Origin of the sequence: Pseudarthrobacter sp. MM222 (assembly GCF_947090775.1) — a bacterium.
Taxonomy (GTDB): Bacteria; Actinomycetota; Actinomycetes; order Actinomycetales; family Micrococcaceae; genus Arthrobacter.
Genome location: NZ_OX352321.1, coordinates 2,598,901 through 2,613,068, shown reverse-complemented (window position 1 = coordinate 2,613,068; position 14,168 = coordinate 2,598,901). Strand labels below are relative to the sequence as shown.

Below are 14,168 nucleotides of genomic sequence, written 5' to 3'. Positions count from 1 at the left end.
TGAAGTAACATGCGCAAATGGAGAAATCGGCCGGACGTTTTGCGATTAAGCGGGTCTATGAGGACCCCGCGGACGACGACGGCTGCCGGGTCCTGGTGGACCGGCTCTGGCCGCGCGGGGTCACCAAGGAACTGGCGCAGCTGGAGCTGTGGCTCAAGGAGGTGGCGCCGTCGCCTCCGCTGCGGAAGGAGTTCGCGCACATGCAGGAGCGCTTCGCGGATTTCCGGGCCGCCTATGAAGCCGAGCTGGAGGCGAACCCGGCCGTGCAGATCCTGCAGCAGCTCGCGGCGGAACAGGGGAAGGTGACGCTGCTCTTCGGCGCCAGGGACCCGGAGACCAACCACGCCCGTGTGCTGATGGAGTTCCTGCAGCGCTGAGCCCGGCAGCGGGAGCCCGGCCTTCCCGTTAGGGTGGTGCCATGACTGAGGAAATCCAAAACAAAGCAGCAGTTGTCACCGGAGCCAGCACCGGAATCGGCGAAGCCACCGTCCGTGCCCTGCGGTCCGAAGGCTGGACGGTTTTTGCCGTAGCCCGCCGCGCGGACCGGCTGGAGGCGCTCGCCGCCGAAACCGGAGCGGTAGCACTTCCGGCCGACGTGACCGAGGACGACGACGTCGCACGGGTCCTGAGTGAGGTGACCCGGGCGGGCGGTATCGACACGCTGATCAACGTGGCCGGCGGCGCCCGCGGTGCCGACAAAGTGGGCGAGGCCAAGACCGACGACTGGGACTGGATGTACCAGGTCAACGTGGTCGGCACGATGAAACTGACCCGGGCGTTCCTGCCGATGCTGCGCGCCTGCGGGGAAGGAACGGTCCTGAACCTGACCTCGACGGCCGGACTGTCCGCCTACGAGGGTGGCGGCGGCTACAACGCCGCCAAGTTCGCCCAGCATGCCCTCACCGGCGCGCTGCGGCTCGAGGAGGCCGAGCACAACGTCCGGGTGATCGAGGTTGCCCCCGGCCTGGTGCAGACGGAGGAGTTTGCGCTGAACCGCCTCGGAGGCAACCCCGATGCCGCCGCCAAGGTCTACGCCGGCGTCGAGAAGCCACTCACCGCGGCGGACGTCGCCGACGTCGTCCGTTACGCCGTGGTGGCCCCGCACCACGTCAACCTGGACCAGATTGTGATCCGCCCGGTGGCGCAGGCCGCCAACTACAAGCTGATCCGCAAGGGCTGAGCCGGCCCCGGAGCTGGGCTCAGCCGGCCCCGGAGCTGGGCTCAGCCGCCGGGCGGGACGGAAATGGTGGCCAGAACGGCCGCGTGGTCGGTCCCGGCCACGGCCTGCACGGAATAGCCGCTGCTGCGCAGCTGCGGACTCGTCACGATGTGGTCGATCACCACGCCGGGCAGCAACTGGCCATCCTTGGGCCAGGTTGGCGTGAGGCGGGCCCGTGCCGCGACCCCCACGTCCACGAGCCCACCGGAACCGGCTGCGCCATCAGGGCCGCCGGACAATAACTCGCGGAACTCGGCGTGGTCGAAGGTGGCATTGAAATCGCCCAGCAGCAGCAGGTTGCCGGGCCGGGCGGCGAGGCTGCCCACCGCGGCGAGGTCGCTGCGCCAGCGCGCGGCCAGCCCCTCGACCGGAGCCTGGGCGTGCACGTTCGTCACGGCCAGCGGCACCGGCTGCCCGCCCGCGTCCAGGCTCAGCTGCAAGGTCGGCATGGGGAAGGCCGTGCCTTCCAGTGAGTCAATCGCGACCAGCGGACCGGCGGCATACACGCCGCCGCCGGCCGCGCCGGTCAACGGGTGGCTGATCCGGTACGGCAGCAGCGCGTCCAGCCCCGCGGCGTCCAGCCGCCGCTCCATGTCCGGGGAGAGCTCCTGGAGAGCCAGCAACCCGATGGCGTTCTCGCGGACCAGCCGGACTACGCCGGCCGCATCTGCCTGGCCCAGTTTGGCATTGAGGCTCATCACGTTCAGTTCCGCCGCCGGAGCTCCGGGGGACGCACCGGGACGTTGGTCCGAACGTGCCGCGCCGGGCCGGTCCAGCAGCCGATCCGGGGGGAACAGCCAGATGAGCTGGAGGGCAAGGAGCCCGGCGGCCGGGAGTACTGCCCAGGGGCGGCGGCTCGGCAGGGCCAACAGCAGGGCGGCCGCGGCGGGGAACACGAGCCAAGGCGTGAAGGCCACCAGCTGCACCACCGGCGTCGGCCACGGCGACGGGACCGCGCGGAAGAACGACAGCACCGCCACCGGAACGGCCACCAGGACCGACGACAGGTGCCAGCTGCGGCGCGCACGGCTGCTCATCACCGGGCGGCCCGGCCGGGGCACATTCATGGCACGAGTCTAAGCAGTCGGCGCCGCGGCGTCGCCGGTGATGTGACCGGAGGCTGATGTGACCGGAGAGACCGGAACGCCGAACGTTTACCATCCCGTGGTGCGCCGGCCAGACCGGGGTGGCCGGCCGTTGGCCGCGGAACGGCACCGTGGCAGGCGCAACTGCACACCACCAGAGTGGAGACTCTTTCCCATGCGAACCCCGACGACGCTTGGCGCTGCCGTACTCAGCGCAGCCCTGCTCCTCGCCACCTCTACCCAGGCCCAGGCCGCCGATACGAACCCCAACGGCGCAGGCAACCATTTCGACCTTGAAGCCCACCGCGGCGGACTCGGCCTGACCGTCGAATCCACCCTCGCGTCCTTCGCCAAGGGCCTCGAGACCGGCGTGTCCACCCTGGAACTTGACCTCCAGATCACCAAGGACGGCCGCGAAGTCATCACGCACGACCGCAAGATCAGCGACAAGAAGTGCCTCGACACGGCGCCGGTCACGCCCAACGACCCGCAGTTTCCCTATGTGGGCAAGTACGTCAAGGACCTGACCTTCGAACAGGTCCGTAGCCTCGACTGCGGTACGCTCACCCAGCCGCAGTTCCCGGGCCAGACGGCTTCTCCCGGCGCCAGGATGCCGACCCTGGCCGAGGTCTTTGCGCTTGCCGACGCGCACCGCGCCAGCCAGGTGAAGTTCAACATTGAAACGAAGGTCGAAGCCGGCGCACCGGCGGAAACCGCCCCGCGCGAGCAGTTTATCGACGTCGCCCTCCGGGAAATCAACGCCGCCCAGATGCAGAGCCGCGTCTCCATCCAGAGCTTCGACTGGGGCTCCCTGCGCCTCGTCCAGCAGCGGGATCCGCAGATCCGCACCGTGGCCCTGACCAACAAGGATTTCCTCCAGGCCGGGCAGCCGGGCAGCTCCCCGTGGCTGGGCGGGATTGACGCCGACGACTTCGGCGGCGACCTCATCGCCGCAGCGTCCTCCCTCGGTTTCGACGCCGTCTCACCCGTGCACGGGACTCCGCAGAACGGCAAAGTTACCGACCCCGGCTACGTCCCCTACGTCACCGCGGACATGGTGGCGCGTGCCCACGCTGCCGGGATGCAGGTCATCCCCTGGACCGTCGATGACCAGGCCACCATGCGGGCGCTGATCAATACCGGCGTCGACGGGATCATCACCGACTACCCGGACCGGCTCCGCGAGGTTCTGGCCGACGCCGGCATGAAGCTTCCGCACGGCTTCTAGCCGCAGCCCGGGGCGCTCAGCCGCCGTTCCTGCGTTCTGCTGCCCGGCCTACCGCGCTGGGCAGTGAAACGCAGGGACTTCTCCGGTAACATCGTCGTATCAGCTTTGACCCGGCCATCACCGGCGAGCTTCCGGAAGAACGCCCAACGCAGCAGCACGCGCCGGGCCGGTAGAACCGGACGGGTAAGCCCGTCACAGCAGTAATGAGCGGCCAACGCCGGAGCAGCTTCTTTGTAAAAGGGAGCAATGCCGGTGGCGGTAAGTGAGGTGGTACCGCGGTACCGGTGCTGGAAACAGTGCACGGGCCGTCCTCGCATCCTGAATGATCCTTTGTTCACCAGCTCAAGCCAGGATGTCGAGATGACTTATTACCCGAAGGCCTCCGCCGCGCTCTCCGGCGCAGGCGCCCACTCCGTTGCTTCGAACACCTCCGGCGTGTCCGCCTCCGTGAAGTTCCCGGAGATCGAAGAGCGCATCCTCAAGTACTGGGATGCGGACGGCACCTTCCAGGCCAGCATCGACCAGCGGGACGCGGGTAAAGACGGATCCAACGAATTCGTCTTCTACGACGGCCCGCCCTTCGCCAACGGCCTGCCGCACTACGGCCACCTGCTGACCGGCTACGCCAAGGACCTCGTCGGCCGGTACCAGACCCAGCGCGGCCGCCGCGTCGAGCGCCGCTTCGGCTGGGATACGCACGGGCTGCCCGCTGAGCTTGAAGCCATGAAGCAGCTGGGCATGACGGACAAGACCCAGATCGAGGCCATGGGCATCGACAAGTTCAACGACGCCTGCCGCGCGTCCGTGATGAAGTACGCCGACGAGTGGCAGAGCTACGTCACCCGTCAGGCCCGCTGGGTGGACTTCGACAACGACTACAAGACGCTCAACGTGGAGTACATGGAGTCGGTGCTCTGGGCCTTCAAGCAGCTGCACGAAAAGGGCCTCACCTACAACGGCTACCGCGTGCTGCCGTACTGCTGGAAGGACGAGACGCCGCTGTCCAACCATGAACTGCGGATGGACGACGACGTCTACAAGAACCGCCAGGACCAGACCGTGACGGTGACGTTCCCGATCACGGCGGGGGAGTCGGAGCTGTCCCGGCAGCTCGCCGGAGTGCAGGCGCTCGCCTGGACCACGACGCCCTGGACGCTGCCCACCAATGCGGCGCTCGCCGTCGGGCCGGCCATCACGTACGTGGTCCTGCCAGCAGGACCCAACGGCGTCAAGGCCGCCTCCGCCGACGCACCCGTCACGGGCAGCTTCCTGCTGGCCGCCGAACTGCTCGGCACCTACGCCAAGGATCTCGGCTACGGGGACGGCGCGGAGGGCGCCGCCGCGGCCGAAGCCGCGGTCACCTCCAGCCACACCGGCGCCGAACTCGAGGGCCTGCAGTACGAGCCCCTCTGGGACTACTTCGCCGACAACGAGAAGTACGGCAACCAGAACGCCTGGCGCTTCCTGGTGGCCGATTACGTCACCACCACCGACGGTACCGGCCTGGTCCATCAGTCTCCCGCCTACGGTGAAGACGACCAGCAGGTCTGTGAAGCAGCCGGCATCCCCGTGGTCCTCTCCGTGGACGAGGGCGCCAAGTTCCTGCCGCTGTTCGGCCACGGCCCGCTGGCCGAGATCGCCGGCCTGCAGGTCTTCGAGGCCAACAAGCCCATCACCCAGGTGCTCCGCGCCCAGGGCCGACTGGTCCGCCAGGCCAGCTACGAGCACAGCTACCCGCACTGCTGGCGCTGCCGCAACCCGCTGATCTACCGCGCCGTGTCCTCCTGGTACGTCGAGGTCACCAAGTTCAAGGACCGCATGTCCGAACTGAACCAGGAAATCAACTGGATCCCGGGCAACGTCAAGGAAGGCCAGTTCGGCAAGTGGCTCGCCAACGCCCGTGACTGGTCCATCAGCCGCAACCGGTACTGGGGCAGCCCCATCCCGGTGTGGCAGTCCAGCGACCCGGACTACCCCCGCACGGACGTCTACGGCTCGCTGGCCGAGATCGAAGCCGACTTCGGCCGCCTGCCGCTGAACAAGTCCGGCGAGGTTGACCTGCACCGGCCCTTCATCGACGAACTGACCCGCCCGAACCCGGACGACCCCCGCACCCCGGCGGAAGGCCAGTCCGTGATGCGCCGCGTCGAGGACGTCCTGGACGTCTGGTTCGACTCCGGCTCGATGCCATACGGCCAGGTCCACTATCCGTTCCAGAACGAGGAATGGTTCGACACCCACAACCCGGCGGACTTCATCGTCGAGTACATCGGCCAGACCCGCGGCTGGTTCTACATGCTGCACATCCTCTCCACTGCACTATTCGACCGGCCGGCCTTCCGGAACGTCATCAGCCACGGCATCGTCCTCGGCTCGGACGGGCAGAAGATGTCCAAGAGCCTGCGCAACTATCCGGACGTCTCCGAGGTCCTGGACCGCGACGGCTCCGACGCGATGCGCTGGTTCCTGATGTCCAGCCCGATCCTGCGCGGCGGCAACCTCGTGGTCACCGAGCAGGGCATCCGCGACGGCGTCCGGCAGGTCATCCTGCCGCTGTGGAATGTCTACAGCTTCTTCACGCTGTACACGAACGCTGCAAACGGCGGTAGTGGCTATGACGCGACGCTGCGCTACGACGGCTACACCGACACCCTGGACCGGTACCTGATGGCCAACACCGGCGAGCTGGTCCGGAACATGACCGTGCAGCTGGACAGCTACGACATCTCCGGCGCCTGCGACGAACTCCGCAGCTATCTGGACATGCTCACCAACTGGTACGTCCGCCGCAGCCGCCAGCGCTTCTTCGACGAGAACGCAGACGCCTTCGACGCGCTCTACACCGCGCTGGAGACCGTCAGCCGCGTCGCGGCCTCGCTGCTGCCGCTGGTCTCCGAGGAGATCTGGCGCGGCCTCACCGGCGGGCGCTCCGTGCACCTGGCCGACTGGCCGGACGCGGGACTGTTCCCGGCCAACCCGGACCTCGTCGAGGCCATGGACCGGGTCCAGCAGATCTGCTCCACCGGCTCCTCGCTGCGCAAGGCCGCAAACCTGCGCGTGCGCCTGCCCCTGCAGGAGCTCACCGTCGTGGCGCCCGGCGCGGGTGCGCTGGACGGCTTCGCCGCCGTCGTCGCCGATGAACTGAACCTGCGCTCGGTCCGCCTGCTCGACGCCGACAGCGCCTCCCCGGAGGAGTTCGGCATCGAGCAGAAGCTCGTGGTGAACGCCCGGGCCGCGGGGCCGCGCCTGGGCAAAAACGTCCAGCAGGCCATCAAAGGCTCCAAGTCCGGCGACTGGTCCGTGGACGAGGCCGGCGTGGTCACCGCGGGCGGCCTCGTGCTCGAGCCGCAGGAATACACCCTGGAAACCGTCGTGGCGGAAGCCGCGGAAGGCGAAGGATCCCGCGCCGCGGCCGTCCTGCCCGGCGGCGGCTTCGTGGTCCTCAACACCGAGGTCACCCCGGAGCTGGAGGCCGAGGGCCTGGCGCGCGACATGGTCCGCGCCATCCAGCAGGCCCGCAAGGACGCCGGACTTAATGTCAGCGACCGGATCCGCACCATCATCCAGGCCCCCAAGGATGTCTTTGACGCCGTCCGGGCCTACGAGCAGCTCCTGACCACCGAAACGCTGACCGTTGAACTCGATCTCGGTTCCTCGGGCCCCGACACCGAACTGCAGATCACCGTCGAAAAAGTAAAGGCCAACTAAGCCATGACCGACGAATTCTCCGTAGAAAGCGTTTACGCCGAGCTGCTGGGCCGCGCCCCGGAAAACAAGATGGAACCGCGGCTGGCGCCGCTGCACCGGGCCATGGACATTCTGGGGGAGCCGAACAAGGCCTTCCCGATCATCCACGTCACCGGCACCAACGGGAAAACCTCGACCGCCCGGATGATCGAGGCCGGGCTGCGCGCCCACGGCCTGAGCACCGGACGGTACACGAGCCCGCACCTGTCCAAGGTCACGGAGCGGATCAGCATCGACGGCGCCCCGGTCCCGGATGAGACGTTCGTCCGGATCTGGGACGAGATCCGCCCGTACCTGGAAATCGTGGATGGCGAGCTCGAGGCCGACGGCCAGCCCCGCCTGACCTACTTCGAGTGCCTGACCATCCTGGGCTTCGCGGTCTTCGCCGACCAGCCCGTCAACGTGGCCGTGATCGAGGTGGGCCTCGGCGGCATCACCGACGCGACCAACGTCGGCGACGGCCAGGTCTTCGTCGTCACGCCGATCTCGCTGGACCACACGGACCTCCTGGGTGACACCACGGAGGAGATCGCGTACGAGAAGGCCGGAATCATCAAGCCGGGCGGTTACCTCGTCAGCGCCGCGCAGCCGATGGACGCGGCCCAGGTCCTGCTGGAAAAGGCCAAGGAAGTCAACGTCCCCTTCCGCTTCGAAGGGGTCGAGTTCGGCGTCGAATCCCGGACCGTCGCCGTCGGCGGCCAGGTGGTGACCATCCAGGGCATCGCCGGCCGGTACGAGGAACTGCAGGTGCCGCTGCACGGCGCGCACCAGGCCGAGAACGCCGCCGTCGCGATCGCCGCGCTGGAGGCGTTCTTCGGCGGCGAGAAGCCGCTCGACGCCGAGATCGTGCAGGAAGCCTTCGCCACGGTCACGTCGCCCGGACGGCTGGAGGTGGTGCGCACGGCCCCGACCATCATCGTGGACGCGGCGCACAACCCCGCAGGGATCCGGGTCTCCGCCGAGGCCATCCATGAGGCCTTCAGCTTCACGAAGCTCGTGGTGGTGGTCGGCGTCCTGGCGGACAAGGACGCCGAGGAAATCCTGCGGCAGCTCAAGGAGTCCCTGGGCGACCTCGCCGCCGAATACTGCTTCACCCAGTCCAACTCGCCGCGCGCCGTGCCGGCCGAGGACCTCGCCGAAATCGCCCTGGACCTGGGCTTCGTCGAGGACAACCTCCACGTTGCCGCCAAGCTCGACGACGCCCTGGAATGGGCCGTGGAACGCGCCGAAACCAACGATGACCTGGCCGGCGGCGTCCTCGTCACCGGCTCCATCACGCTCGTGGCGGAAGCCAGGATCCTGCTCGGAAAGGCGGACGCCTAAGCGATGGCACGTCTCACCAAGGCCCAGCGCGAGTGGCGCCCGGGCATGCCCAAGAAACGCCGCTCCACCAAGGTCATGTTCGCCTCCACGGTGCTGCTGCTGGAAGCCTTCGTGGTGCTCTTCGGCACGCTCGCGGTCTTCGGCCTCCGCCGCAACGAATTTCCGCCGGCCCTGATCTTCGCCGTGGGGATCGGGCTGTGCCTCGTGTTCATCTTCACGTGCGCCGTGCTCTCCAAACCGTGGGGCGTGGGCCTGGGCTGGATCCTGCAGCTCGTGCTGATCCTGAGCGGAATCGTGGAGCCCACGATGTATGTGGTGGGCCTGCTCTTCGCAATTTCCTGGTGGTACGGCATCCGGACCGGCATCCGGATTGACCGCGAGGCCGCCAAGCGGGAACGCGACCAGGCCGCCTGGGATGCGGCCCACCCGGCCGGCAGCGATCCCGAAACCGGCGCCCAGAACCCGTAGCCCCAAACCCGTAGACTAGACCCGAACCCCACCCCAACACATTGGAGCAGTTGTGAGCATTGAGCGCACCCTCGTCCTGATCAAGCCCGACGGCGTCGCCCGCCAGCTGAGCGGCAACATTCTTGCCCGGATCGAAGCCAAGGGCTACACCCTGGCCGAGCTCAAGAAGGTCGACGCAAGCCGCGAGCTGCTGGAGCAGCACTACGAGGAGCACCTCGGCAAGCCCTTCTACGAGCCGCTTGTCGAGTTCATGCTCAGCGGCCCCGTCGTCGCCGCGATCTTCGAGGGCCACCGCGTGATCGAGGGCTTCCGCTCGCTCGCCGGCACCACGGACCCGACGACGGCGGCCCCCGGCACCATCCGCGGCGACTTCGGCCGCGACTGGGGCCTGAAGGTGCAGCAGAACCTGGTCCACGGTTCCGACTCGGTGGAGTCCGCCGAGCGTGAGATCAAGATCTGGTTCCAGGACTAACCTCCCGGCACCGGGTGACAGGTACCGAGATGACAGCAAAGGCCAATGTTCGCGACGAACATTGGTCTTTGCTGTTATCTCGCGGGAGTTAAACCGCTCCTAGTAGCCGGAGGTCCCGATGAAGACCTGGATGAAGGCGAAGAAGATCGTTGCAATCACGGCGACGTAGAGCAGCGCCGTGACGATCCAGCCCGAGTCACCGATGATCCGGGCGGGGCCGGCCGGGAGGCGGATCACGCCGTGGGACACGTTCCGGACGGTGACCCAGACGAACAGAGGAATCATGGCGGCCCAGACGATCATGCAGAACGGGCACAGGATGTGGATGGAATACAGGGCCTGGGACCAGAGCCACACCACGAAGGCAAAGCCCAGGGTCACGCCGGCCTGCAGCCCGAGCCAGTACCAGCGGGCAAACCTGGCGCCGGCCAGGATGCCCATGGCGGTGGTGATGGTGACGGCGAAGGCCACGATGCCGATGAACATGTTGGGGAAGCCGAACGCTGAACTCTGCGGCGTCTGCATGACCTGTCCGCAGGAAATCCACGGATTCACATCGCAGACGGTGACGTGGCCGGGGTCCTTGAGGACCTCGAGTTTCTCCAGCACGAGGATTCCGGAGGCCAGCCAGCCGACGACGCCGGTGATCAGCAGGAGCCACGCGAACGGACGGTCACGGGTCATCGGAGGCAGCGGCCGGTCTGCGGCGGACGGGCTGGTGCTTTGCCGCTGCGCGGCTGCCTCGCCGGTGTCGCTGGAGATGCTGGGCATGGAATGAAAGTCCTTTGGGTCGAGGTGCTTCTGGGCCGATTCTATCGCCGGAGGCTGAACGAAGCCCGGGAAGCGCGGTGCCTTCTCCTTTGATTCGGTTCCGGGGGCGTGCCGGATGCCTGTCCTAAGACTGCTTTGACGGCTCCTGTGAGACAATGATCGTGGCTGGAACCCGATCCACATCCGGGTCCCGGTCCGGCGATTTTGTTCCCAAGACCGCCAATGATGAGCAGGGAGCCACGGATCCTCTGATTCCGGCTGTCCCGCAATGCCATTGGACGGCACCTGGTTGTGACGGAAGATCAACGGGTTTCAGAACATTCTTGCCGGCCCTCCAGGGCTGCCGCACCCCACTGCCGGTGCGAACCTGAGGGTATCCAATTGACTTCTGTCAATGCCCGCGGGTGTTGACAAATAATTGCCCCAACGGGCGCCGGATGTGGGGGCGCCCAAGGGCAGGAGTATTCCTACATATGGATAAGAACCAGGTTATAGCCGGTAATGAAGAACTGGTCGTTGCGGAAGAAGCAGTAACGACGGACGAAACAGCAGAAGAGGCAGCCGCGGCGGCAGTACCGCCGAAGCGGCCCGTTCGAACCCGCCGCAAGGCCCTCCCGAAGGCTGACACGGAGCCCGCCGCGGACGCCGTGGTCCCGGCCGAGGCAACTGAAGCCCCGGCGGGCGACGCCACTCCCGTTGAACCCAAGGCCAAGGCCCCCGTCCGCCGGACCCGCGCCCGCAAAGTCGTCGGGGCACCCGAGCCCCTGCCGGCCTTCGCCGACGAGGCCGAGGCTCCCGCCGTCGAGGCTCCCGTAGCCCCCGCCGCCGAGAAGCCCGTCCGGCGCCGGGCCAGCCGGGCCAAGGCCGCCGCGCCGGTGGCCGAAGCAGAGCCGGCACCGGAGGCCCCCGCCGCCGCAATGCCCGCCGCCGAAACGCCGTCCGCGGAGACGCCCGCCGCGGACGCAGCACCCGCAGCAGCAGCGCCCGCCGAAATCCCCGCGTCCGAGAAAACCCCGGCCGCACAAACCGCCGCGGCGGAAGAAACTCCGGCCGCGGGAACCTCCGCGCCCGAAGAAACCCCCGCCGTGGAAACGCCCGAGGAGCCCGCCGCCGCCGCCCGCTCCGCGGCCTCCTCGCTCTTCCTTGAGCCGGGGGCCGTCACGTCGATGATCTTCCAGGCCCCCGACCTGACCGCCGTCGTCCGCCCGGTGCCGGCCGCGGTCGCTGCCGCGCCCGAAGAGGCGGAAGAGGAAGAAGGCGAAGAGGGCGAGGACGCCGGCAGCCGCCGGCGTCGCCGCAGCCGCGGCCGGCGGGGACGCAGCCGCACCGGCGAAGCGGAGACCGATTTGGAAGAGTCCGCCGAGGACGCAGACGAAGGCACCGAGGCCACCCTTGAGGACGGTGTGACCTCGCGCCGTCGCCGCCGCCGCCGCCGTGGCGACCAGGACCTCGAGCTCACCGGCGGGGGAGACGACGATCCGCCCAACACGGTGACCCGGGTCCGTGCTCCGCGGGCGATCAGCGAAGCGCCGGTTAACAACCGCGTCACCTCCGTGAAGGGCTCCACCCGGCTCGAGGCCAAGAAGCAGCGCCGCCGCGAATCCCGCGACACCGGCCGCCGCCGCACCGTCATCACCGAGGCCGAGTTCCTGGCGCGCCGTGAGTCCGTGGACCGCCAGATGATCGTCCGCCAGCGCGACGACAGAATCCAGATCGGCGTCCTCGAAGACGGGGTCCTGGCCGAGCACTTCGTATCCAAGACCCAGCAGGATTCCCTGATCGGCAACGTCTACCTGGGCAAGGTCCAGAACGTGCTGCCGTCCATGGAAGCCGCCTTCGTGGACATCGGGCGCGGCCGCAACGCTGTGCTCTACGCCGGTGAAGTCAACTGGGAAGCCGTCAACCTTGAGGGCAAGCAGCGCCGGATCGAGAACGCGTTGAAGTCCGGCGACTCCGTGCTGGTCCAGGTCACCAAGGACCCGGTCGGCCACAAGGGCGCCCGCCTCACCAGCCAGATCTCCCTGCCCGGCCGCTACCTGGTGTACGTGCCCGGTGGATCCATGACCGGCATCTCCCGCAAGCTGCCCGACGTCGAACGCAACCGCCTCAAGCGGATCCTCAAGGACCGCCTGCCGGAAAACGCCGGTGTGATTGTCCGCACCGCGGCCGAGGGCGCGTCCGAGGAAGAGCTGACCCACGACATCAACCGGCTCCGCGCGCAGTGGGAAGGCATCGAGAGCCAGTCGACGTCGACCAAGATCCTGGCCCCCGAGCTGCTCTACGGCGAACCTGACCTGACCATCAAGGTGGTCCGCGACGTCTTCAACGAGGACTTCTCCAAGCTGATCGTCTCCGGCGAGGAAGCCTGGGACACCATCGAGGCCTACGTCACCTACGTGGCTCCGGACCTTGTTGGCCGGCTCGAGAAGTGGACCAAGGACACGGACATCTTCGCGGCCTGGCGGATCGACGAGCAGATCCACAAGGCACTGGACCGCAAGGTTTTCCTGCCGTCCGGCGGATCCCTGGTGATCGACCGCACCGAAGCCATGACCGTGGTGGACGTCAACACCGGCAAATTCACCGGCAGCGGCGGCAACCTCGAGGAAACCGTCACCAAGAACAACCTGGAAGCGGCCGAGGAAGTCGTCCGGCAGCTCCGGCTCCGCGACATCGGCGGCATCATCGTGATCGACTTCATCGACATGGTGCTGGAGTCAAACCGCGACCTCGTGCTGCGCCGCATGGTGGAGTGCCTCGGCCGTGACCGGACCAAGCACCAGGTGGCCGAAGTGACCTCGCTCGGGCTGGTACAGATGACCCGCAAGCGGATGGGTACCGGGCTGCTGGAAGTCTTTGGCGAGCAGTGCGAAACCTGCGCCGGCCGCGGCATCGTCACGCACGACGAGCCCGTGGAGCACCGCCGCGCCAACGTCGTCGCCGCGGAACACCACGTCCCGCGGACCGAGAACCAGCCCGCTGCCCGCACGGAGCGCAAGGGCCGCCGCCGCGGCAAGGGAGCTCAGGGCGGGCCGGAGTCCGCTCCGTCGGCACCGGCAGCCCTCCACCCCGAGCCCACCGAGGCCGAGCGCCACGCCAAGGCGGAGGCCACCCGGGCTGCCCTGGCGAACATCGCCGCCGCCGCGCACGCTGCCCACCTGCACGAGGGGGAAGCGGCAACCGCGCACGACGCCGGCACCCGCCAGGCGGAGACCCGCCAGGCCGTCGTCGAGACGGCCCGGCAGCTGGCCGCCACTGAGGAAGCAGCCGGACGTCCCGCTGCTGTGCTGACCTTCGGCGGCGAGCAGGTGGTGCTGCCGTACGTCGAGCACGCCGACGAGGGGACCGCACCCGCACTGACCCTTGACCTGCTGACGGAGGCTTTCGCCCACCTTGGCGACGCCGAGGAGAGCAAGCCCGCCGCCGGGCAGGTGTCCACGAGCTCGGCGCCGGCCGAGGCGCAGGCTCAGGCATCGGAGCCAGCGCAGGCTCAGGCGCCGGCGAGGGCCGACGTCGAAACTGGTACCTCCCGGGGCCGCCGCGTGCGCCGCAACCGGAGCGCCAGCCGCGCCCAGGGTGCAGCCAACGAGACGTCCATTGAACACCGCGAGGCAGCCGAGCAGCGTGCCGCAACGGCCGCGGCCGGAGCCGTGCACGAGGCAAAGGCGCCCTCCCCGGACCAGGCAGCGGCAAAGCCGGCCGCGTCGAACGAACCGATCATCCTCGGTGTCGGCGTGCCGGCGTCGGAGCTGTAGCCCCGGAGCCCCACCAAAATAATCCAGTATGGCCGCGGGTGCGGTCCGGACCCGGCGTAGCAATTCGCCGAGGTTCGGGCCGCACCCGCCGTCCGTTAAG

Annotated in this window: 10 protein-coding genes; 8 read left to right on the top strand and 2 right to left on the bottom strand. The window is 68.2% G+C overall.

Annotated elements, in window-relative coordinates; genetic code table 11:
* Nucleotides 1-17 precede the first annotated feature (17 nt).
* Nucleotides 18-377, top strand: coding sequence for a DUF488 domain-containing protein (locus OM977_RS11885; protein WP_264354167.1), 360 nt, complete (start codon nucleotides 18-20; stop codon nucleotides 375-377).
* Between the two features lie 41 nt (nucleotides 378-418).
* Nucleotides 419-1,180: an SDR family oxidoreductase gene (locus OM977_RS11880; protein ID WP_264354166.1), complete on the top strand. Its 762-nt coding sequence runs from the start codon at nucleotides 419-421 to the stop codon at nucleotides 1,178-1,180.
* A gap of 41 nt (nucleotides 1,181-1,221) precedes the next feature.
* Here OM977_RS11880 and OM977_RS11875 read toward each other — a convergent pair whose 3' ends face one another.
* Nucleotides 1,222-2,286, bottom strand: coding sequence for an endonuclease/exonuclease/phosphatase family protein (locus OM977_RS11875; RefSeq protein WP_264354165.1), 1,065 nt, complete (start codon nucleotides 2,284-2,286; stop codon nucleotides 1,222-1,224).
* A 193-nt stretch (nucleotides 2,287-2,479) separates the two neighbouring features.
* Between OM977_RS11875 and OM977_RS11870 the strand changes: the two genes are divergently transcribed.
* The 5 genes from OM977_RS11870 to ndk all read left to right on the top strand — a co-directional run bounded on the left by OM977_RS11870 (nucleotide 2,480) and on the right by ndk (nucleotide 9,542).
* Complete coding sequence (locus tag OM977_RS11870) at nucleotides 2,480-3,532, top strand: glycerophosphodiester phosphodiesterase family protein (protein WP_264354164.1); 1,053 nt, start codon at nucleotides 2,480-2,482, stop codon at nucleotides 3,530-3,532.
* Between the two features lie 360 nt (nucleotides 3,533-3,892).
* Nucleotides 3,893-7,240 (top strand): isoleucine--tRNA ligase, encoded by a 3,348-nt coding sequence (gene ileS, locus OM977_RS11865; RefSeq protein WP_264354163.1) that lies wholly within the window; start codon nucleotides 3,893-3,895, stop codon nucleotides 7,238-7,240.
* A 3-nt stretch (nucleotides 7,241-7,243) separates the two neighbouring features.
* Nucleotides 7,244-8,602 carry a bifunctional folylpolyglutamate synthase/dihydrofolate synthase gene (locus OM977_RS11860; protein ID WP_264354162.1) on the top strand — a complete coding sequence of 453 codons (1,359 nt, stop codon included), beginning with the start codon at nucleotides 7,244-7,246 and terminating at the stop codon, nucleotides 8,600-8,602.
* A gap of 3 nt (nucleotides 8,603-8,605) precedes the next feature.
* Entirely contained in the window at nucleotides 8,606-9,070 is a 465-nt protein-coding gene (locus OM977_RS11855) for a DUF4233 domain-containing protein (protein ID WP_264354161.1), read from the top strand.
* A 52-nt stretch (nucleotides 9,071-9,122) separates the two neighbouring features.
* Complete coding sequence (ndk, locus tag OM977_RS11850) at nucleotides 9,123-9,542, top strand: nucleoside-diphosphate kinase (RefSeq protein WP_264354160.1); 420 nt, start codon at nucleotides 9,123-9,125, stop codon at nucleotides 9,540-9,542.
* Nucleotides 9,543-9,641: 99 nt separating this feature from the next.
* Here the strand turns inward: ndk and OM977_RS11845 are convergent, their stop codons facing one another.
* Nucleotides 9,642-10,313: a vitamin K epoxide reductase family protein gene (locus tag OM977_RS11845; protein ID WP_264354159.1), complete on the bottom strand. Its 672-nt coding sequence runs from the start codon at nucleotides 10,311-10,313 to the stop codon at nucleotides 9,642-9,644.
* A gap of 473 nt (nucleotides 10,314-10,786) precedes the next feature.
* Here OM977_RS11845 and OM977_RS11840 point away from each other — a divergent pair, with 473 nt between their 5' ends.
* Nucleotides 10,787-14,068, top strand: a complete 3,282-nt coding sequence (locus tag OM977_RS11840) for an Rne/Rng family ribonuclease (protein ID WP_264354158.1) — start codon at nucleotides 10,787-10,789, stop codon at nucleotides 14,066-14,068.
* Nucleotides 14,069-14,168: the final 100 nt, after the last annotated feature.